21 protein-coding genes are annotated in these 20,916 nt (G+C 58.2%); 12 read left to right on the top strand and 9 right to left on the bottom strand.

Annotated elements, in window-relative coordinates:
- The first annotated feature begins 84 nt into the window (after positions 1-84).
- Positions 85-735: a peroxiredoxin gene (locus ACVWZF_RS01015; protein WP_457410605.1), complete on the top strand. Its 651-nt coding sequence runs from the start codon at positions 85-87 to the stop codon at positions 733-735.
- A gap of 184 nt (positions 736-919) precedes the next feature.
- On the opposite strand, the gene scpB is transcribed toward ACVWZF_RS01015, so the two are convergent.
- Positions 920-1,417, bottom strand: a complete 498-nt coding sequence (gene scpB / locus ACVWZF_RS01020; protein WP_414399267.1) for an SMC-Scp complex subunit ScpB — start codon at positions 1,415-1,417, stop codon at positions 920-922.
- A gap of 171 nt (positions 1,418-1,588) precedes the next feature.
- On the bottom strand, positions 1,589-3,745 hold the full coding sequence (locus tag ACVWZF_RS01025) for an NAD(P)H-quinone oxidoreductase subunit 5 (protein ID WP_457410606.1): 2,157 nt from the start codon (positions 3,743-3,745) through the stop codon (positions 1,589-1,591).
- A gap of 350 nt (positions 3,746-4,095) precedes the next feature.
- Here ACVWZF_RS01025 and ACVWZF_RS01030 point away from each other — a divergent pair, with 350 nt between their 5' ends.
- Positions 4,096-4,452: a single-stranded DNA-binding protein gene (locus tag ACVWZF_RS01030; protein ID WP_414355416.1), complete on the top strand. Its 357-nt coding sequence runs from the start codon at positions 4,096-4,098 to the stop codon at positions 4,450-4,452.
- A gap of 25 nt (positions 4,453-4,477) precedes the next feature.
- Here the strand turns inward: ACVWZF_RS01030 and ACVWZF_RS01035 are convergent, their stop codons facing one another.
- Positions 4,478-5,326 (bottom strand): cobalt-precorrin-6A reductase, encoded by an 849-nt coding sequence (locus ACVWZF_RS01035; RefSeq protein ID WP_457410608.1) that lies wholly within the window; start codon positions 5,324-5,326, stop codon positions 4,478-4,480.
- Here ACVWZF_RS01035 and ACVWZF_RS01040 point away from each other — a divergent pair.
- The 3 genes from ACVWZF_RS01040 to ispG are packed head-to-tail and all read left to right on the top strand — an operon-like array spanning position 5,325 to position 7,986.
- Complete coding sequence (locus tag ACVWZF_RS01040; RefSeq protein ID WP_011431791.1) at positions 5,325-5,840, top strand: bifunctional nuclease family protein; 516 nt, start codon at positions 5,325-5,327, stop codon at positions 5,838-5,840. The two genes, ACVWZF_RS01035 and ACVWZF_RS01040, sit on opposite strands and share 2 nt — an antisense overlap.
- A gap of 45 nt (positions 5,841-5,885) precedes the next feature.
- The gene (locus ACVWZF_RS01045; RefSeq protein WP_457410609.1) at positions 5,886-6,707 is read left to right on the top strand and encodes an MOSC domain-containing protein; all 822 of its coding nucleotides are present in this window, start codon (positions 5,886-5,888) and stop codon (positions 6,705-6,707) included.
- A gap of 49 nt (positions 6,708-6,756) precedes the next feature.
- Positions 6,757-7,986 (top strand): (E)-4-hydroxy-3-methylbut-2-enyl-diphosphate synthase, encoded by a 1,230-nt coding sequence (gene ispG, locus ACVWZF_RS01050; RefSeq protein WP_011431793.1) that lies wholly within the window; start codon positions 6,757-6,759, stop codon positions 7,984-7,986.
- A 69-nt stretch (positions 7,987-8,055) separates the two neighbouring features.
- Here ispG and ACVWZF_RS01055 read toward each other — a convergent pair whose 3' ends face one another.
- On the bottom strand, positions 8,056-8,484 hold the full coding sequence (locus tag ACVWZF_RS01055; RefSeq protein WP_011431794.1) for a hypothetical protein: 429 nt from the start codon (positions 8,482-8,484) through the stop codon (positions 8,056-8,058).
- 87 nt (positions 8,485-8,571) lie between these two features.
- On the opposite strand from ACVWZF_RS01055, the gene ACVWZF_RS01060 reads away from it, so the two are divergent.
- Both ACVWZF_RS01060 and ACVWZF_RS01065 read left to right on the top strand, forming a co-directional pair.
- Positions 8,572-9,243 carry a transporter permease gene (locus ACVWZF_RS01060; protein WP_011431795.1) on the top strand — a complete coding sequence of 224 codons (672 nt, stop codon included), beginning with the start codon at positions 8,572-8,574 and terminating at the stop codon, positions 9,241-9,243.
- 205 nt (positions 9,244-9,448) lie between these two features.
- A complete protein-coding gene (locus tag ACVWZF_RS01065; protein ID WP_011431796.1) occupies positions 9,449-9,745 on the top strand; it encodes a DUF2470 domain-containing protein in 297 nt (98 codons plus the stop codon).
- A gap of 19 nt (positions 9,746-9,764) precedes the next feature.
- On the opposite strand, the gene grxC is transcribed toward ACVWZF_RS01065, so the two are convergent.
- Together grxC and polA are read right to left on the bottom strand one after the other, a co-directional pair.
- Positions 9,765-10,025 carry a glutaredoxin 3 gene (gene grxC, locus ACVWZF_RS01070; protein ID WP_011431797.1) on the bottom strand — a complete coding sequence of 87 codons (261 nt, stop codon included), beginning with the start codon at positions 10,023-10,025 and terminating at the stop codon, positions 9,765-9,767.
- Between the two features lie 92 nt (positions 10,026-10,117).
- The gene (gene polA, locus ACVWZF_RS01075) at positions 10,118-12,913 is read right to left on the bottom strand and encodes a DNA polymerase I (protein ID WP_011431798.1); all 2,796 of its coding nucleotides are present in this window, start codon (positions 12,911-12,913) and stop codon (positions 10,118-10,120) included.
- 323 nt (positions 12,914-13,236) lie between these two features.
- Between polA and ACVWZF_RS01080 the strand changes: the two genes are divergently transcribed.
- From ACVWZF_RS01080 to cpdA, 4 genes are all read left to right on the top strand, one after another.
- Entirely contained in the window at positions 13,237-13,920 is a 684-nt protein-coding gene (locus tag ACVWZF_RS01080; protein WP_011431799.1) for a polysaccharide deacetylase family protein, read from the top strand.
- 64 nt (positions 13,921-13,984) lie between these two features.
- Positions 13,985-14,743: a PspA/IM30 family protein gene (locus ACVWZF_RS01085; RefSeq protein WP_011431800.1), complete on the top strand. Its 759-nt coding sequence runs from the start codon at positions 13,985-13,987 to the stop codon at positions 14,741-14,743.
- 263 nt (positions 14,744-15,006) lie between these two features.
- On the top strand, positions 15,007-15,531 hold the full coding sequence (gene psbP / locus ACVWZF_RS01090; protein WP_011431801.1) for a photosystem II reaction center PsbP: 525 nt from the start codon (positions 15,007-15,009) through the stop codon (positions 15,529-15,531).
- 315 nt (positions 15,532-15,846) lie between these two features.
- Positions 15,847-16,641: a 3',5'-cyclic-AMP phosphodiesterase gene (gene cpdA, locus ACVWZF_RS01095; protein ID WP_011431802.1), complete on the top strand. Its 795-nt coding sequence runs from the start codon at positions 15,847-15,849 to the stop codon at positions 16,639-16,641.
- On the opposite strand, the gene ACVWZF_RS01100 is transcribed toward cpdA, so the two are convergent.
- Positions 16,638-17,462 (bottom strand): ABC transporter permease, encoded by an 825-nt coding sequence (locus tag ACVWZF_RS01100; protein ID WP_011431803.1) that lies wholly within the window; start codon positions 17,460-17,462, stop codon positions 16,638-16,640. The genes cpdA and ACVWZF_RS01100 overlap by 4 nt on opposite strands.
- Positions 17,459-18,388 (bottom strand): ABC transporter permease, encoded by a 930-nt coding sequence (locus ACVWZF_RS01105; protein WP_011431804.1) that lies wholly within the window; start codon positions 18,386-18,388, stop codon positions 17,459-17,461. Before ACVWZF_RS01105 ends, ACVWZF_RS01100 begins: the two co-directional genes overlap by 4 nt.
- A gap of 129 nt (positions 18,389-18,517) precedes the next feature.
- Here ACVWZF_RS01105 and ACVWZF_RS01110 point away from each other — a divergent pair, with 129 nt between their 5' ends.
- A complete protein-coding gene (locus ACVWZF_RS01110) occupies positions 18,518-19,672 on the top strand; it encodes a homocysteine biosynthesis protein (RefSeq protein ID WP_414329883.1) in 1,155 nt (384 codons plus the stop codon).
- Positions 19,673-19,827: 155 nt separating this feature from the next.
- Here ACVWZF_RS01110 and csaB read toward each other — a convergent pair whose 3' ends face one another.
- A complete protein-coding gene (gene csaB / locus ACVWZF_RS01115) occupies positions 19,828-20,913 on the bottom strand; it encodes a polysaccharide pyruvyl transferase CsaB (RefSeq protein WP_457410611.1) in 1,086 nt (361 codons plus the stop codon).
- Between the last annotated feature and the right edge of the window lie 3 nt (positions 20,914-20,916).

Genomic DNA, 20,916 nt, shown 5'->3' on the forward strand with positions numbered 1-20,916 from the left:
GTGGCAAGATCAAGAGGGATCGGATCGAAGGATTCGGATCCCTGTCTCACCGGATTGAACCCTTTTACGGAGGATCAAGAGCGTATGTCTCTCCGACTTGGCGATACTGCTCCCAATTTCACGCAAAAGTCCACCCACGGCGAAATTGACTTCTACTCTTGGGCTGGAGATAGCTGGGTGGTGCTGTTCTCTCACCCCGCCGATTACACGCCGGTCTGCACCACAGAGCTGGGCACCGTTGCCAAGCTGATGCCCGAATTTGAAAAGCGGGGTGTGAAGGTGATCGCCCTCAGTGTGGACGATGTGGACTCCCACGTCGGCTGGGTAAAAGACATCGAGGAAACCCAGAACACCACCCTGAACTATCCCATCTTGGCGGATGCAGACCGCAAGGTCTCTCAGCTCTACGACATGTTGGATCAAACCAACATCAACCAAGAAGGGCTGCCCCTGACGGTGCGCTCGGTGTTCATCATCGATCCCAACAAGAAGATACGCCTCATTCTTACCTACCCGGCCAGCACAGGCCGCAACTTCGACGAGCTCCTGCGGGTGATCGATGCCCTACAGCTGACGGATAAGTATAACGTTGTCACTCCCGCCGACTGGAAAGACGGTGACGATGTTATCATCCCGCCTTCGTTGAAAGATCCGGAATTGCTGAAAGAAAAGTTCCCGAAAGGCTACAAGGAAATTAAGCCTTATTTGCGGGTCACCCCTCAGCCCAACAAGTAGAAGTCTCAGCAATCGAACCTACTTTCGGCTGATCCCTTCTCTGCCGAAGCTGCGCTCCTCTTGATTTGGATCCCCGACCAGGGGATCCTTTTTTATTTCAAGCCAGATTGAGACACTTTCCCTTTGGGAGAGAGGAGTTAGGGATCCCTCATTTTGCAGTTGGGGAAAGTTTATTCTTCAAAGTTTATTCTTCGGGGAAAGAAGCCGCCTCTGCTGCTTTTTTGGCCAGCTCATCTACCGTGAAGTAGCGATGAAACTTATCGGTCACCCGCAACCAGGGGGAACGGCTGCCTTCTTTGCGATAGCGGGTCACAAAGCCTTTTTCCACCAACTCTGCCACGTGCTGATAAGCACCTTGGCCGCGCAACTCCACCAAATCGGCTTGCGAGAGCGGGCCACGCAGAATGATTGTAGCCAGGGTACGGGTAGCACCCACCCCAATTTCAGGGGGTAAAAGCTGGTTGGCCAGCTCCAAAAACGGCTCCCGCAACTGCAGGGCAAACCCTTCCCCCACCTGTAGGACTTCCAGGGCAGAATCGCGATGGGCATAGTCTTCCATTAATTCCAGCAGCGCATCGTAGGCTTCGTCGCGACTGCAATGGGCCAACTGGGCCAGGGCGGATAGCTCCAGGGGCTGCCCTTTTAAGTAGAGGATCGCTTCGATCTGATTTTTCAGGGCCAAGACACGCTCCCTCTGACCTTGCCTTTCCGCCAACAAGGGATGCGAAATCGACTTAAGAGAACGCGGGGCCATTGCAACAAGGGATCCGCTTAACTTGCTCCGTAGCATAGCAGCAGTTCTAGGCTGAGGGATCCCTTGGCCAAGCGGGCCGGATCCATCCTCGCCTTCGAGCTAGAACCCTACCCCTGATGCCACCACCATCACCACCACCGCTGCAAAGATAATCAAGGCGTAAAACTGGGCCTTGCCGCTCTCCAGGTATTTCATCGCCTCGCCGCTCACCATGGTCACCAAGCCCGTCAGGTTGACCACACCATCCACAATGCGGCTGTCCACCTCCAGCGCCTCCCGTGCCACGAAGCGGGTGCCCTGCACAAAGACTCGCTCATAGAGGTCGTCAATGTACCACTTGTTGAGGGAGAAGTAGTAGAGCGGCTGCAGGCTTTGGGGGAAGGTGCCCGGGTCGATGCGCTTTTGCCAGTAGATCAAGCTGGCCAAAGTGATGCCGATCAGCCCGATGCCCACGGAGCTACCCGCCATGATCAGAAACTCTGCCCAATCGAAATGGCCCGCCAGCACCTCCTGCCACTCTGCTGCCACCAGCGGTAAAATCGAGCCTGCCTCTGCCACAGACTCAGTCGGTGGGTGGATGAAAGCTTCAAAGAAGTTGGCAAAAGGGGTGCCCACCAGGCCAATCAGCACAGAAGGGACGGCCAGAGCCAACAGCGGGAAGGTCATCGACCAAGGGGACTCATGGGGCTCTGAGGCATGGGCATCTCCGTCGTGCAGGTTTTCCTGGGCTTCAGGATGGCTGCTGGGCTGGGGTTTTTCTTGAATGTTCATGGCTCCAGGGCCAAAGGCCGGTTGTTTCCCCGCAAAAACGTAGGCAAAAGCCGGCACAGGACGGCCCTGGCTGATGGCCACCTCCTGCCGCAGTCTCAGGTTGGTGCCGCGAAACTCCCCTTCGAAGGTGAGGAAGTAGATGCGGAACATGTAGAAGGCGGTGATCCCGGCGGTGAGGAAGCCCACCCCCCACAGAGCTGGGTTCCGTTCGAAAACAGCGCCCAAGATCTCGTCTTTAGACCAAAAGCCGGCGAAGGGCGGGATCCCACAAATGGCCAACGTGCCGATCAAAAACGTGATGGCCGTAACCGGCATGTATTTGCGCAACCCCCCCATCAGGCGCATGTCTTGGGCCAAAACCGGGTCATGGCCGACCACCGCTTCCATGCCGTGGATAACTGAGCCAGAGCACAAAAAGAGCATCGCCTTAAAGTAGGCGTGGGTCATCAGGTGAAACAGGCCCGCCCCATAGGCGCCGCACCCCATGGCCATGACCATGTAGCCCAGCTGGGAAATGGTGGAGTAGGCCAAGCCTTTTTTGATGTCGTTTTGGGTGATGGCAATGGTGGCCCCCAAGAAGGCTGTGCCCGCCCCCGTCCAGGCGATGATGTCCATGGCCGCCGGGATCCCTTCCAGCACCGGGAACATGCGGGCCAAGAGGAATACCCCAGCCGCCACCATCGTGGCTGCGTGGATGAGAGCGGAAATGGGCGTGGGGCCCTCCATGGCATCCGGCAACCACACATGCAGCGGGAACTGGGCCGACTTGGCCACCGGCCCCAAGAACACCAACACCGCAAACAGGGCAATCAAGCTGCTGCTCACCGCTCCGGCAGCCAACATCTCCTGCAAGTTGCGCCCGATCTCGTCAAACGCGAAGGTACCGGAAATCCAGTAAAAACCTAAGATGCCCAACAGCAGGCCGAAATCTCCCACCCGGTTGACCACAAACGCCTTTTGCGCTGCTTCTGCCGCTGCCTGCCGGTCGTGCCAAAAGCCGATGAGCAGGTAGGAGCACATCCCCACCAGCTCCCAGAAGATGTAGATCTGCACCAGGTTGGGGCTGACCACCAAGCCCAGCATCGAGGAGCTAAATAAGCTCAGGTAGGCGTAGAAACGCACATAGCCGGGATCGTGGGCCATGTAGCCGTCGGAGTAGATCTGCACCAAAAAGGCCACCGTGGTCACCACCACCAGCATCATGGCGCTCAGGTGATCCACGACAAAGCCCATATCCACCGAGAAGGATCCCGCCTGGGCCCAGGTGAGGGTTCTGAGGACGGTTTCGTGCCCTTGCACCTGGCTGACCAAAAGGGCAAAGGCATGAACCATCGCCGTCCCGGTCGCGAACACGCTCAAAAAGGCAGCCAAAGAGCGGTTGGCCCTTGTCCAGGCGTTGAACATCAGGATACCTAAGCCGAGGAGAAAGGCTGCCACCAAAGGATAGACGGGGATCAACCAGGCGTATGTGTAGATGAATTCCATGGGAAATGCTTCCGAATGCGTCCTCTCACAGCAACGAACCTGCTCTGCTAGCCCTGCAATTGGCCGGTGGGAGTGTCTGGTGGGCTGGCATTTGCTCAACTGCTTCTGCCATTGTAAACTTTTGCGACAGAGTGCGGATCCGGATCCCGAGCATCAAGTCCATCACAGCAGAGGCTTTTCCCAGAGATCAATCGGGATCCCCGCAGCTAAATCTGTAAATATCCTAAAGAAAATATCCTAAAGAATCGGCTCTGAGCCCAAGCTGACGGTCGCAAGCAAAAAGATGACAGGGATCCCTTGCGAGCGCTACAACGAAGGCTAGATCTACTGGCGGTCTGGAGAAACTACCCATGAGCTTGAACCTGGTGACCCTGGTGGGGCGAGCCGGCATGGATCCGGAGGTGCGCTACTTTGAGTCGGGCAGGGTGGTGTGTACCTTCAGCCTGGCGGTCAACCGATTCCGCAAAGGGGAAGACAAGCCTGATTGGTTTAACCTGGAGCTGTGGGGCCGCACTGCCGAGGTGGCCGGAGAGTATGTGCGCAAAGGCAGTCTTATCGGAGTAACGGGCAGCCTCAAGTTCGATCGCTGGAAAGACAAATCCACCGGAGAAGAGCGCCAGAGGCCCATCATCGCTGTAGATCGCCTAGAACTGCTGGGATCCCGTCAAGACCGCGACTCCAACCTGCCCCCCGAAGAGCCGTTTTGACCCGTTGGACTGGAGCTGGGCAACCTCAAGGTCCCGCTCCTTCCAAGCATCGCCTACAGGCCTGCACCACTGCTGTCAAATCCTGGCTGCACCAGGGATAGTCCAAGGGGGGTCGCCGGATCACCCACAGAGGGATCCCCAGTGTTTTGGCCACCGCCTGTTTGATCCCCAGCCCACCTGCTTCCCCAGAGGCTTTGCTGATCACCACCTGAGGGCTGAGCTGCTGCCAAAACTGCAGTTCCTGCTCCAAGCTGAGGGGTAAGCGCATCCCGATCACCCGCTCGACAGGGATCCCGGCTTGCACCGCTTGGGGAACCGATTCCGGCAGCACCCGTGCCCACAGTTGGCAGCGATCTTGCCAAGGTACAAACAGGGGCAGGGCCTTCACTCCCACCGTCAGCAGCACCCGCCGCCCCGCCAGCACCGCCTCTGTGAGCACCCCCTGCCAGTCCGGCACCACCTGGACCCAGGGATCCAGCTCCAGAGGAGGGCGTTCGTAGCGCAGGTAGGGGATCCTCAGTTGAGCCGTCACCTGGATGGCCAGTTGCGAGATTTGCTGGGCAAAAGGATGAGAGGCATCCACCACTACGCGGATCCGGCACTCTTGCAGGAATTGTTCCAGAGATGGCGGCGAAAATCGGGTGACCACCACCTGACCAGGCAAATCCTGATACAGTCTTCTGGCCCCTTCGGTGGTGACGGTTGCCACCCAAGGGATCCCCTGCCGGCTGAGGGCGTCGGCCAAGCTGCGGCTCTCGCTAGTGCCCCCGATCAAAGCCACTTCAACTGGACTACCAACTGAGCTCATGGTGTGTTGCCAAACTTTGACGCCCGTAGATACGATCAAGATCACCGGCTGGAGGCAATTGCTCATGATCGAGATGCATGTGGCTGGGATTGCGGTCGATGCCGTCAACCAAAACCCCATTGTCATCCTGCGCGATGGCAGTGAGCGTCGTGCCCTGCCCATTTGGGTGGGAAAAGCAGAGGCCAACGCCATTTTGCAGGCCCTGGACGACCAAAAGCCACTGCGCCCCATGACCCATGATCTCATCCTCAATTCCTGGAAGACGTGGGGGATCAAGCTGGAGCGAGTCATCATTCACGCGTTGCTGGATAACACCTTCTACGCGGTGCTCGTCACCGTGAATGGTGACAAAAAACAAGAGATCGACTGCCGCCCCAGCGACGCCATTGCCCTCGCCCTGCGGGCCCATGTTCCCATCTGGACGGTGGAAGAGGTCATTGCGGAAGCCTCGATCCCCATGAACCAGGATGCCGACGAGGCGGAGCGGGAGGCCTTTCGCAAGTTTGTAGAGAATGTAACCCCCAGAGACTTTATCCGCAGCTACCCCATGACCGACCATCCCACCGAAGCCGACAGTTAAGCAGCTAAGGCGGATCCCACCCCCAGGGATCCCGGCAGACAGGCCATGCCCCAGGTTGCCAGGTTAACGGTCTATCCCATCAAGTCCCTGGATGGGATCCCTCTGTCTGAGGTGAGGCTGACGGCAGGGGGGACTTTGGAGGGGGATCGGCGCTACGCCCTGGTGGATGCGGAGGGGAAGCGGGTGAACGGCAAACGCCATGCTGCAGTCCACCGCCTGCGGGCCCGGTTTGATCCCCAGTTGGGCCAGGTGCAGTTGTGGGGGGATGGCAAGGCGGCTCAGTTTGACCTGCAGCAGCAGCGGGATGCTTTGCAGACTTGGCTCAGCGATTGGTTCGGTTTTCCGGTGCAACTGCTGGAGGAGCCTCTCAGGGGGTTTCCAGACGATCCCTATGCCGACGGCCCCACCCTGATCAGCACAGCCACTCTGGAGACGGTGGCCGGTTGGTTCCCCAACTTGACCCTGGAAGCGGTTCGGCAGCGCTTTCGCATGAATATCGAGCTGTCGGATTGCTCTGCCTTTTGGGAGGATCGTCTCTTTGCCCGCGCAGATCAAGGGGTGCGCTTTCGCATTGGGGAAGTGGAGCTGCTGGGCCTCAACCCCTGCGCCCGCTGTGTGGTGCCCAGCCGGGATCCCCTGTGCGGAGATGCCTATCCCGGTTTTCAAAAGCACTTCGTAGCGCAACGGCAGAAAACCTTGCCACCCTGGGCCGAAGCCAGCCGCTTTGACCATTTCTATCGCCTTGGAATCAATACGTGGATCCCGAGAACGGAGACGGGCAAGCACCTGAGGGTTGGGGATCCCGTCGAAATCCTCGGGGTTGAACCCCTCAGCCTCTACCCTGAGCTGAGTCGAATCCCAGGTTAGTTTCCGACCTACAATCAAGCTAGAGCAGCTCTTTTGGCTTGACCAAGCTATGCAAACCCTGGATCGGCCCAACGCCCCCACCCAGCAGCCCTACCCAGAACCGGTCTATCCCCGTCGCCCCACCCGTACGGTGGCCGTAGCCGATGTGTTGATCGGCAGCCAGCACCCGGTGGTGGTACAGTCCATGATTAACGAGGACACCCTCGACGTCGACGCGGCAGTGGCCGGGATCCGCCGTCTGCACGAGGCGGGCTCAGAGATTGTGCGGGTTACCGTTCCCAGCATGGCCCATGCCAAGGCGATGGAGGCAATTCGGGAGAAGCTGATCCAAACCTACAAGCCGGTGCCTTTGGTAGCCGATGTCCATCACAACGGCATCAAGATCGCCCTGGAGGTGGCCAAATACGTGGACAAGGTGCGCATCAATCCAGGGTTGTTCGTCTTTGAAAAACCTCAGCCCGGTCGCACAGAATATACCCAGGCGGAATTTGAGGCCATTCGTAACAAAATCCGGGAAACCTTCACCCCCCTTGTCCAGACCCTCAAAGCCCAGAACAAAGCCCTGCGCATCGGGGTAAATCATGGATCCCTGGCAGAGCGGATGCTCTTCACCTACGGGGATACGCCTGAGGGCATGGTGGAGTCGGCCCTGGAATTTGCCCAAATCTGCGCCGAGCAAGACTTTCACAATGTGGTGCTTTCCTTCAAGGCCTCCCGCCCGCAGGTCATGTTGGCGGCCTACCGGCTGGCAGCCCGTCGCTTCGATGCCCTGGGCCTGAATTACCCCTTCCACTTAGGTGTCACCGAGGCGGGCGATGGAGAATATGGGCGCATCAAGTCGGCGGTGGGGATCGGAACCCTCTTGGCTGAAGGGATCGGCGACACGATTCGGGTTTCTCTCACGGAAGCGCCAGAGAAGGAGATCCCGGTGGCCTACGGCATTTTGCAAGCTCTGAACCTGCGCAAAACCATGGTGGAGTATGTGGCTTGCCCTTCCTGTGGCCGCACCCTCTTCAATTTGGAGGAGGTGCTGCAGAAGGTGCGCGCCGCAACCCAGCACCTGGTGGGGCTGGACATTGCCGTCATGGGCTGCATTGTCAATGGGCCGGGAGAGATGGCCGACGCCGACTACGGCTACGTGGGCAAGACGCCGGGGGTGATCTCTCTCTACCGCGGCAAAGAGGAAGTGAAAAGGGTGCCGGAATCGGAAGGCGTGCAGGCGCTGATCGATCTGATCAAAGCCGATGGGCGCTGGGTGGATCCCCCTTCTTCCCATTAACTCTGCTTCCCCCTCAAGAGGCGACCTGCCCAGCCATCCTGCCGCGCTCTTGCTTCGCTCAGAAACTGGCTAGTGGCGTTTGCCACGCAGGGCTTTGGCGCGGTTGTTCACCTGTCTTACAAATAGAGGCAGCAGGTGCGCCTGGATATATTCAAACGCTGCTTGTAGACCTTCTTTTTCGTAAACCAGGCCGATTTCCGCCTCAACCTGCGTGGGATCCCTGAAGGCCGACAAAAATTGATTGGAGGTCAGCCAAGTGAAGAGTTCTGCGCGATTCAAGTCACAACTGGGCGGGGAAGGCACTTGCCAGTCTTGAGGTGGCCCAAGCAGCCACTGCCGGGCAAACAAGCTCAACACCGCATCCCCCAGCCAAGCCTTGTCGCGACGGGATCCCTCGTCCAACTGGGCCACCTGCTGTCTGATGGTCTGGCCGGTCGAGGAGAAATGGGATCCTGTCAGCATGGAAGTGGGAAGTGTGCAAGAACTGGCAGCAGACAAGCCCGGCGGCGAAGCGCCCCTGCCTCATTTTAAGATAGGGTCTGGCCCGTTGCAGATGGAGTGTGGCATTGTGAGGATCCTTGGAGCATGTTGTTGGAGCTAACCCCAGAAGAATGCGAATCGGTGATTCCGGTGGTGCCAACGCGCCTTCAGTATGCGGCTTACTGGAGCGATGCCCTCAAGAGCACGGGCCGCATCATCACGGCCATTTTGGTGGGCGTGGCGCTGCTGGTTCTCTCTCGCGCTTTTGGCGAGGGATCCTTTCTGGGGGCGATCTCCTTTCTGGTCGGGATTCTCTCGTTGCTCTATCCCTTCCTGTGGGGGCCGCTCTATACCATCTCCCGCCGTCAGCTAGCCTTTCGCGAGATTCCCTATGGGGGATTGTTTTTTGGGCAGGTGTTGCGCACTCGCCGCTACGAGGTGGTGGTGGAAGAGCGAGAAAAGCTGGATGAAGATGGCAACTTCTACATTGAAGAGGTGCGGGAGCGCCAGTTTGAGATGGAAATTGGCGATGAGACCGGAGTCGTCTATCGTGTGCGGGCCAAGGACGATCCCCGCTACAGGCGAATTGTCAAAAAGCAATCGGTGCTCGGGTTGGTGAAAGCCTATTCCCGCGATTTGCAGCGCCGGCCCACCTTGAGCGAGGTCTATGTGGTCAAGCTGGGGGAGTGGGTGGGAGATGTCTCCTATCTGGATCGGGAGGCTTTTTTGGATATGGCAGATGAGCTGTTGGAGCTACAGGCCCAAGGACAAGCTTGATCCCCTGGATCCCTGGTGTTCTCTGGGATGGAGGGGAAGGGATCCCTGCCTTTTTATTCTGAAACCTAAACGGCTGCCTATCCGGGAGCGCCGCTTTTAACGCTGGGTTAGCCGCATTATTGTACTGGCCAGGGGTAGGGTTGGGTAGTTTACTGTGGACTGGCGGGAGCTTTAAACTGAGGGCTGTAAGCCAAAAACAACTGCCATGGGCGATCCTCTCACCCCCCAAGTTAGCGAGCGCATCTGCAAGCACATGAACGAAGATCATGCCGATGCAATAGCCCTCTACGCCAGGGTCTTTGGCCAGGTGGAAGGAGTTACCCAAGCCCGCATGCAGGCCATTGACCCGGAAGGGATGGACTTGCGGGTGCAGGTCGACGGGGCCGTACAAACGCTGCGGATCCGCTTCGACCACCCCCTGCGGGACTCCGAGGACGCCCATCAAACCTTAATTGCCATGGTGAAGCAGGCTCGCGCTCAAGTTAAACAGGCTACAAAGTGATGAGAGATACAGTTGAGGCTTAGCTGGCCTGCTGTAGGAGCAGATCCAACTGGCCGCGAGCCTCTAGCGCGTAAAGATCGTCGCAGCCGCCGATATGCTGGTCGTTGATGAAAATTTGCGGCACCGAACGGCGGCCGTTGGCCCGCTTGGCCATTTCCGCCCGTGCTGCCTCGTCTCCATCGATGGCGTACTCGATATACTTCACGCCTTTGCGATCCAGCAGTTGCTTAGCCCGGATGCAGAAGGGACAAAAACGCCAGGTGTAAATCTCAACAGTCATAAGAAAACAACAAACGCTTTTACATAGCTTAACATTTTCACGGAGCCGGGATCCCTTTCCTTGCAAACCTGGGGTTTTCTGCCTCCCATGGTCTAGTTGGCTTCCTTCCAATTGTGGCCAATTTGGATATCCACCACCAGCGGTATGGAGAGGGGCACTGCTCCTTCCATTTCCCTTTGGATCAGCGGTTTTAGGGCCTGCCATTCCGAGGGATCCACCTCAAACACCAGCTCATCATGCACTTGCAGGAGCAAGCGGGAACGAAAGTTCTGCAGCTTTTGCCGCAGGCGCACCATTGCTACTTTGATAATGTCCGAGGCGGATCCCTGAATGGGAGCATTCACAGCTGCCCGTAATTCCGCTTGTTTGCGATGGCCTGTCAGACGAGACAAATTGGGAAAATAGCGACGGCGACCCAAGATCGTTTCTACATAGCCATGCTTTTCCACAAAGGCTTCAGTGGAGCGCAGATAGGCAAAAATGCCGGCGTAGCGCTCGTTAAATCGCTGTAAAAATTGCTTGGCTTCCGACAAAGAAACCCCCGCAGTGCGGGCAAAGCGCTGTGCCCCCATGCCGTAGATCACCCCATAGTTAATCGTCTTGGCCAGGCGACGTTCTTCGCTGGTTATTTCTTGTTTTTCCAGGAGCAGGCGGGCGGTCAGGGTATGCACATCTTCCCCTGAGCGAAAGCCTTCCAGCAAGGCAGGTTCTTGGCTGAGGTGGGCCAAAATGCGCAGCTCAATTTGAGAGTAATCTGCTGCCGTCAATAGCCATCCCTCTTGGGGAATAAAAGCTTGTCGAATCCGGCGACTGAACTCGGTGCGAATGGGAATATTTTGCAAGTTGGGGTTTGAGGAGCTGAGCCTGCCGGTGGCAGTAACGGTTTGGTTAAAGTCGGTGTGGACTCTGCCGGTATCGCTTCTTACCAGGGCAGGCAGAGCATCCACATAGGTCGATTTCAGCTTGGCCAAGGTGCGGTATTGCACGATGGTTTCGATGAGAGGATGATCCCCCTCTAGCTTTTCTAAAACTGAGGCATCAGTGGAATAGCCAGTAGCCGTTTTGCGGGTTTTGCGAATGTCCAATTTCAGCTTTTCAAAGAGCAGGGATCCCAGTTGCTTGGGAGAATTGAGGTTAAAGGTTTCTCCAGCCTGGGCATAAGCTTTCTGCTCCAAACTTTGCAGCTCTTGTTCCAGCTCTTGGGAAAATTGCCTCAGAAACTCGGTATCAACGCGAATGCCGATCCACTCCATCTCTTCCAAAACTTGGGCCAAGGGCAGCTCGACTTGAATAAAAAGATCCCACAGGCGTGGATCGGTTTTCTGCAGCTTTTCGGTGAGGATTGGCACCAGACGATAGGCACAATAGGCGTCGGTTCCACAGTATTCTGCAACTTTGGAAATCGGGATATCGGCAATGGACTGTTCCTTGCCCAGCAACTTTTTGTAGCTGGTGGTCGGCAAATTCAAATGGGTGGCTGCCAAATCGGCCAAGTTGTGGCTGGCTTCTGGATCCAAAACGTAGCTGGCCAACATGGGATCAAACTGGATCCCTTGCAGGCGGATCCCGTGGGCGCGGAAAATGCTCAGGTCGTACTTACAGTTTTGTAGGCTTTTGGGTCGGTTGGGATCTTCCCAAAGGGGTTGCAGGCTTTGTTTCACCAGCTCCCAATCCAGGTTGGATCCCTGGCGGTGGCCGATGGGCAAGTAGGCGATATCTCCCTCTGACCAACAACAGCCGATCCCCACCAATTGGGCATCCCGTGGATCTAGACTGGTGGTTTCAGTATCCCAAGCTACAATCCCTGGGCAGGCCAGCAGCTCTTGCCGCAAAAGCTCCAGTTGCTCCGGCGTATCGATGATGCGCACCGCCGGCAGAGAAGGGACGGGATCGAGGGCAAAATCAAACCACAGGGCTTCGTCAGGAGCGTTTGCGGGATCCCCGGTGGGATTAAAAGCGCCAACCACCTCTGCCTCGGTTGGGATCCCCCCCAAAGCCGTTTGTATTTTGCGCACTTGGGCGATGAAGCTGTGAAACTCCAATTTTTCCAGCAGCGGCAGCAATTCTGCTTGATCAAACCCGGTTAATTTCATGCTCTCCCAGTCGGGAGAAAGAGGAACGTCGCATTTGATCCGAGCCATAAATTGCGAGTGATGGGCCGCCGGGATCCCTTCTTTGAGGTATTGCTGGACTTTTCCTTGGATCTCGTCCAGGTGGTCGAAAATTTCATCCAAACTGCCGTAGCGCTCCAGCAGCTCCACAGCTCGCTTGGGGCCGATCCCTTTCACCCCGGGAATGTTGTCGGAAGGGTCGCCACAGAGGGCCTTATAATCCACCACCTGCCAAGGCCAGATGCCCAATTTTTCTTTCACTTGTTCGGGGCCAAACTCGCTGATGCGATCTTTGCTGTTGAGGTGCAAAACCCGAACTCTTCCATCGGTATCGATCAACTGGAACAGATCTTGATCGCCACTTAAGATCTGCACCCGGTAATCTTGGGGGGCTAGCCTACTGAGGGTGCCCAAAATGTCATCGGCTTCAAAACCAGGCACCACCAAAATCGGGATGCGTAGTGCCGTCAACACCTGCTTCAGGTTCTCCACATCTTCGATAAACTCCGGTGGCGTTTCCGGGCGGCCTGATTTGTAGGTTTCGTCGGCCTCGTGGCGAAAAGTGGGCTGCCGTGTATCAAAGGCAACGGCTACATGGGTAGGGGTGTATTTGTCCAAGACTTCTAACAGCGATTTCAAAAAGCCAAAGCTGACGCTGGTGGGGATCCCAGTGGAAGTGCGCAACCCCCCCTCGCGGCTGTAGGCAAAGGCGTAGAAGGAGCGGTAAGCCAAAGAGTGACCATCCACCAGCAGCAGTGTTGGAGTTTGCCAAGCCATCAGCTGATACCTTGAGGGTGAATCTAGCCTATCGGATCTGGGCTATGGGCAGAAGGGATCCCACATCCATCATCGGCCTCAAGAACTCAGCAAGAGCGCCCGGCGGTCAACAGGACGGGATTCCAATTCCAACTTCTGTGACCCGGCTACGGCAAGATCCAAAAAGCCATCGATAGGCCCGCCACCCCTGTCTGTTTTGTTAGCTACAATGCTCATGCCCATTTTTTCAATTGGTTGGCTCAATCGGCAATACCTAAATTTGTTACCCAGTTGATCACCCAAAGCATTGCCCTCTGGTTCTGGACAAAATACAGCCCACCACAATGCTCTTCTCTTCTCGGCAAATCCTGCCCCCATCTCTCTACCCACCCCTGCATTGGGGCCTCAAGACCCTCTTTCCCGACGGCCTGTGGGAGTTGCCGGCAGATCCCCATACCCAGCGGGTGGCTCTGACCTTTGACGATGGCCCTCACCCTGAGTACACCCCTGCTTTGTTGCAGGTTTTGATGGATTTTCAGGTGCCGGCCACGTTTTTTGTGTTGGGAGAACGGGTGCAGCGCTGGCCCCACCTGGCCCGTCAGATCCGCCAACAAGGCCACCGCATTGGCCTTCACGGCTGGCAGCATCGCCCTTTTACCGAGCTTGCCCCTGGAGAGCTTTATCAGAGCCTGAAGCGCAGCCAAGCTGCCCTGGTGGCTGCCTGTGGCGGGATCCCTGACGATTATCGGGCTGTGCGCCCGCCCAATGGCTTGTTTTGGCCGCAGACGCTTGCGGATTTGCGCCGTTGGGGCTTTTGTCCGGTGATGTGGAGCGTGGTGCCTGAGGATTGGCTGATCCCACCGGTATCGGTGGTAGTGGAGCGGGTGCTGGCCCAGGTGCGGCCTGGCTCCTTAATCGTGCTGCACGATGGGGTACAAGGAGGAGCCCAAGTGGTTGAGGTAACGCGGCAGTTGATCCCAACTTTGAAGAAGCGGGGATTTGAATTTGTCCACTTGCCGGATCCCTGAGATCTTTCCAGTCAGGGAGAAAGTTAAATACAGTAGAGGCACGCACAAGCAGGAGGGTCAGGCCATGGGCGCACGCAAGATTATCTACGGCATTTTTGGGCAACGGGCCGGCAGCGTCATCGTCGGAACTTGGAACTGGCTGTGGGGGATCCCGGTGGAGAAAGGCGGCACAGGAGCGGTGATGGTGGCGGAAGAATCCCTACGCACGATGCAGGAGACGGTTCAGCGTCTCACGGAAGCCGTTGCCACCCAAGTAGCCGCCTATCAGCGGGCTGAGCAGAAGTACATGCAAAAGGTGCGGGAGTACCAGGCCCTGGAGAACAAAGCTCGCCTGGCCGCCCAACGGGGCGATCAAGAGGCTGCCCGCCTGGCTATGTCCCAAGCGCTGCAAATTGAGGCCATTCTCGGCCCCCTTAAGGAGAACGTGGAAACTGCCGAGCGCTACGTCAACGCCGCCAAGCAAAAGCTGGCCCGCGAGAAAGAACGACTGGCCGCTTACAAGAGCGAGCTGAGCAACCTCAAAGACATCAACGAGGTGAACCAAGCTCTGGAGCAGATGACCCGCGTCAACAACTCCTACAACATCGACTCGGCCAAGTCCCAATTTGAGGCGGCAAAGAATGCTATCCAGGCTCGCCAGCTCAAATCCCGAGCCATGAGCGAACTCTCGGAAGATCGCAGCGAGCAGATTGCTGCCCAACTGGATGAAATGGCCATGGACGACGAAATCTCCCGCCGCTTGGCAATGCTCACCGGCCAAGGAGGTGCCCAGGCCAACTTGCCGATGCCGGATTTGGATTTCGAGAAGCGGCTCCCCCAATAGCGGCAGTTGCTTCCAAGCTTGGGGATCCCTCGCTTTTCAACCCACGTCGGCAACCCCGCTGCTAAGTTGCAGGGGGAGTTTTCCGTTGGGAATTGACGGTCAACGGGCTAGAGGGAGTGCGCTCGTACTAGGATGATAAAGGAAGAATAGGCAACCCACCTGAGGAGAGGATCCCAGCAATGTCAGCAGCACGAGGCGCGCATTCTGCCCGATCAGGCCTGTGGCCCACTTACGCAACCAGCCCGTGGCTGTCTAGAGCGCTGTTGCTGCTCTGTGTCTGCCTCAGCTTGGTGGTCGGTGCCTGTTCCGCGGGCTCTAACCTGCGGGCCTACAGGGATCCCAGCGGAGCCTTTGCTTTTGCTTACCCCAACGGCATGGTGGCGGTCAATCTTGGGCCGGGGAAAGGGCCGGTGGTACTCCTGCGCGACCTGGTGTACGAGACCGAGAACGTCAGCCTGATGATCGCCCCGTTTGACAAGGGGGAGACGATTGCCGATTTGGGCAGCCCGGCTGAGGTGGGGCAGTTGGTGGCGGAGAAGATCATTGCTCCTGAGGGATCCGGTCGCTCGGCCAAGCTGTTGGCTGCCGAAGCCTTTGAGCGGCAGGAGCACCCCTATTACCTGCTGGAATACCAAACCGATATGGGATCCCAGCTTCGCCACGAGGTGGTGACGGTGACCGTTCGGCACCATCGCCTCTATACGCTGACGGCCTCTACCCAGGAATCCCGCTGGCCTCAGGTGCAGGCTGCTTTTAGGAACGTGGGCCGCTCTCTGAATGTTTCCTAAGGCTTTCTCAAGGGGTTGAACCGGGTTGACGGACTTGGGTAGGTTAAGGTTGAGCCCTTTAGGGCTGAGTTATGGTCATTTTAGGTTGGGGGCGAGACGCCTGGGCTACTGAGAAAAGCCTTGTGGTTCTGGGAATTATTGCTCCGCAACGCTGACGCGAAGACGCGACCAACGTTTCGGGTGTGGGTGCAGTGTCCTAGCTTGAATCGAAATGACCCTACCTACTGGTTCCAGCCGGGCCATCTGGTGTTAAAACGTAAAACGGTAGTGTTTTAAACCTGCGGAGATGGGATCCCACCCTCTTGGGCCTGCTCTATGACCGTATACGTGGTTCAGATCAGCGACCTGCATCTGTTTGCCAAGCCCCATCACCGGCTGCTGGGGGTGGACACGGAAGCCTCTTTCCTGCAGGTGCAAAAGGCCATTGCCGCTCTGGATCCCTTGCCGGATCTGCTGCTGCTTACCGGAGATCTCTCTCAAGATGGCAGTGCGGCATCTTACGCCCGTTTGAGAGCCCATTTGCAGGCTCTCCCCATCGATACTTACTGGTTGGCAGGCAACCACGATCGCCTGCACACCATGAACCAAGAGCTTCATGCCGAGCGGCTATTTGGGGACAAGAGCTTCAGCCGGGAAAATTGGAGCTTTATTTTGTTGAACTCCCTCGTGCCCGGCAAAGATAGCGGTTACCTGACGGAGCGCACGCTGCTGTGGCTGAGACAGGAATTGCAGCGGAGCAAAGCTGCCCAACACCATGTTTTGTTGGCCCTGCACCATCCCCCTTTTTCGGTGGATTCTGCCTGGCTGGATCAAAGTGCCCTGCAGCAGCCGGAGCGGTTGTTTGGGGTTCTGGACGAGTTCGACCACATCCGCCTCGTTGTATTCGGCCATATTCACCAAGACCTGCACCGCCGGCGGGAGGGGGTTGATTACCTGGCTTGTCCCTCAACCTGTGTGCAATTTCGTCCCAAGAGCCCCCAGTTTGGCCTGGAGGTAATTCCCCCTGCCCTGAGGCAGATATGGTTGGAGCGAGATGGCAGCTTCAAAACTCAGGTTCAACGGGTGGGAGCTGCTCTGCAACGGCCCAACCTGGCCCTGAAGGGATATTAGCTCTCCCCCTCTTGAACCTCTGTGGGGGGTAGCCCGATGGCCTGCCCCAAACAGACGCTGGCCCCCAGCAAGGCCAACCACCCCGGCAGCAGCGACAGGAAGGCCACTGCAGCCACCAGGGTATTGTTTCCCCCTTGCAAAAGGCTGTAGAGCAGCATTGGCAGCGTGAGAACCCGCCCACCGCCGACAAAGAAGGTGAGCAAAAATTCGTTCCAAGAGATCAAAAAGGCAAATACCGCCCCAATGGCTGCCCCAGGGGCAATGAGGGGCAACGTCACCTGCCACCACACCTGCCAGGGATCCGCCCCCAAACAGCGGGCCTGCGCCTCGTAGCCGCGGTCGAAACGGGCGAACACACTGCCCATCACCAGAGCCATGTAGGGAATGGTGGGGATCAGATGCACCAGCACCACCCCCAGCAGGGCACCGTCTAGCCGCAGGCGAATCAGCACCCCTTGGATCCCCATCAGCACAGCCAGAGGAGAGGTGATGACGGGCAACAGCAGCAGCAGGCGCAGCCAGGCAGGCACGGGACGGGTGCCCAAAACTCGCCCTGCCGGGATCCCCACCCCCAGGGCCAGCAGGGTGGTGAACAGGGCAATTTGCAAGCTCTGGCCGAAGGCTGCCCGGAACTGGGATCCCCAGCTCAGCAGTTGCTGCCAACCGGCTATGCTCCATGCCCGGGGCAGGGCATCGGGAAAATACCAGGCCCGCGTGAAGGCCCAAAGGGCCAGCACCCCAAAGGGCAAAGCCCAAAGGAGGGCCACTCCGGCCACCCCAAGGCGGAGCAGGGATCCCCCAATCCATCTGCGTCCTTTCACGGCTTTCTCCAAGGACTCCGTCCCGCTGAGCCAAACGGCAGCTGCAGAAAGGATACTCTGGCTGCAAACAGCCCTCCGATTAGGCTGACCACCGCTGCCGAGACAGCCAGCAGGATGATCCCCAGCGCCACCGCCTGCTGCCGCTGCTCCAGGTTGATGTGGGTGAAGCGCTGATAGATCAGAACGGGCAAGGTGCGCGGGTAGGTGGGCCCTAAGAGCAAGGGAACCTCAAAGGCGCTGAAGACAAAGCCGAAGATGAGAATCCCGGTGGCCAGCAGCCCCGGCCTGAGCAAGGGCAGGGTCACATACCAAAACGTTTGGGCGGCAGAAGCCCCCAGCAGCCGAGCCTGTTGCTCCAGCTCGGATCCCATCCCGCGCAGCAGCGTCAGCGCCACCAGAGCGGCAAACGGGATCTCCTTCCAAAGCCAATAGAGCAACACCCCCACATAGCCGCGGTCGTTCACCCACAAGGGAAAATCCTGATCCGAGGCAATCCAGCCCAGTTGGAAGGCCAGCCGCGCCAGCCAACCGCTGGGCCCCAGCAGCAGCAGCATCCCCGCCACCCCCACCAAATGAGGAATCGGCAGCGTCAACTGGCCAAGCCAGATGGCCCACCCCCCCACCCCCCGCAACAGCAGCGCCAGCCCCAGCCCCAAAAGCAGCGCCAACCCCGTCGCCAACAGAGCGATTCTGAGGCTGAGCAACAGGGATCCCCCGACTTCCGCATCCCGCAGCAGCTCCCCATACCCCTGCAGGGTAAACCCCCTCTCGCCCAGGCCGTAGAGGCCCACACTCTGGGCCAGAGCCAGCAGCAGCCCCCCGCCGTAGAGCAGGCCCACCAACCCCAACGCCGGCAAAAGCGGCCCATACTGCCGGATCCCCTTAAGCCCCACCGGCCCAGATCCCCGTCCATTTAAGCTATTCATTGAGCCAGTCCCAAGAGCTGCCTCACGAGAGAATTCAAGATGGGAGCGGATCCCTCGACGATCAAGCGATCAAGACTGCCTAGTGCTCCACACCGCCAACGCGACCAACCATTGCGATCTTTACATCCCATGGAGAGAACCCTAGACCAGATTAACCAACGCATTGCCAAAGGCCAGGTGCGGGTGTGGACGGCCCTGGAAGCCAAAGCCAAGCTGGCCACCTTGGGGATCCAGGAAGCCTTTGAGCAGGTGGATGTGATCACCACCGGCACCTTTGAGCCAATGGAGTCTTCAGGAGCCATTGTGAACCTGGGCCATACGGATCCGCCCATCAAGATTCGCCAAGCTTGGCTGAACGGGGTACCGGCCTATGCCGGATTTGGCGCGGTGGATCTTTACCTGGGGGCAGCCCAACCCAGCGAGCAAGCGGATCAAGCCTATGGGGGCGGCCATGTCATTGCCGACCTGGTGGCGGGCAAGCGCGTCCATTTGCGGGCCATCGGCCAAGTGACCGATTGTTACCCCCGCGCCGACTACGAGACCACCCTGACTCGGGATCAGCTCAACCAGTTTTACCTGTTCAACCCCCGCAATGCCTACCAAAACTTCATCGTCGGGGTGAACGGCGGGGATCGGCCTTTGTACACCTACTTGGGTCTGTTGGAACCGCATCTGGGCAATGCCGTCTATTCCAACCCGGGAGAGCTATCCCCCTTGTTGAACGATCCCCTGTTGCGCCGGGTGGGGATTGGCAGCCGCATCTTTTTGGGAGGCGGCATCGGCTACGTCGCCTGGGAGGGCACCCAACACTTTCCGCTGCAAAAGCGATTGCCCAACCAAACTCCCATCGGCCCGGCGGCCACTCTAGCCCTGATTGGGGATGCCAAGCAAATGCAGGCGGAATGGGTGAGGGGCTGCTACTTCCGCAACTACGGTCCCAGCTTGATGTTGGGGGTCGGGATCCCCATTCCCATCCTCGCTCCTGCGGATTTGGAGGCCATCGCCATCCGGGATGAGGAGTTGGTTGCCCCCGTGATTGACTTTTCCATTCCCCGCCGGGTGCGGCCCACCTTTGGCTTAGTGAGCTATGCCCAACTCAAATCTGGCCAGATCACCCTCAATGGCCGCAAGATTCGCACCGCTCCCCTGGCCAGCTTGCGCCGCTCCATACAAATTGCCGAAATCCTCAAGCAGTGGATAGAAAGCGGCCAATTTACCCTCACCCAACCTGTCGCCCCCCTGCCCCTGGATCGGGAGTTTCTCCCCCAAAACCCTCTCAGGTGACGTCCTCCCCTCAATGAATTGGGGGCCTCCTCAAGCGGATGCACGCAGCGCTTTGGTTCGGGGACACCGTGCCCCCCTACTTTTGGGGTAAAGCGGCTCTCCAGAAGAACCGCTACCGGAATTCGCCCTGGCAGCAACTTCTCCAGGCAACCCCATCAACCCCACTTCAGGTGCTGTCTCAACAACTGAGCGTGCTGAGCCGATTGCCTCGCCCACAGGTCAGCTTGGGCAGGGCTGAGAGCTAGGCCCTCTGAGTAGCAGGCCAGCCAAGCTTGGTGTAAGGCTTCAGGATCGGTGGGCATCTCCTGCAGATCCCAGCCAGGCATGCCCAATTCCTGGAGCAGCGTTTTCACCTTGGGATCGTAGCTGAGACCAAAACAGGCGCAGCCCTCTGCCGCCGCCATCACCAATCCGTGGTAGCGCATGGTGATCGCCAGCCTGACACCCCGAAAGACTCCTTTCAATAGACAGGGATCCCGAATTTCCAGCACTTGGCTACGGTGGGGTAGGCGCTGCTGAAGCTGCTGAGCCAAGTGGTAGTCTGGCCCAAGGTCAGGGGATCCGGGAGGAGCCAGCTGAAAGGGCACGAAGAGAAGGTATGCCCCCGTGGAAGCCTGGAGACGCTGTAAACCCTGGCTCAAAGCTTCTAGACAGGCTCCAGTCAGTTGCGGATGCGGACGCAAGACCACAGCAATGCGGGGCTGAGGCCACGTTTCCCATTCCGGCAAGGTTTTGGACGGCAAACTCCAGACGGGATCCGGAGCCACCTGGTGAGGGATCCCCCACTCTTGCAGCCATTGGGAGGCAACTCCATCCCGCACACTAATGGCCGTGCAACCTGCCAACGAGCGACGGGCTAGTGCGCGAATCCACCCCCGCTGCAGCGGCCCGATCCCCTGGGCCCAGGCAACGGTTCTTAGCCCCCATCGCTGGGCTAGGCCCATCACCCCCAGGTAGTAGAGAGGGCTGCGCCAACTGGTGCGATCCTGCAGCAGGCCACCTCCACCCCAGATGAAAGCCTGGGCCTCCTGGAGACAGCGCCGTAAAGCCAAACTGTTGAAGCGCGGATAGGCCAGCACCCCATAGGTGGCAGCCGTTTCGGCAGGGCGACGGGAGAGCACCACCGGCTGTACGGGGCTGGGCAACTGCTCTAGCTCTCGTAAGAGAGCCAGCAACAACGCCTCATCGCCGGCATTGCCGTAGCCGTAGTAGCCACAGATCAAAACCTGTGGCCGTTTCATCGA

The organism is Thermostichus sp. OS-CIW-30 (assembly GCF_054060215.1).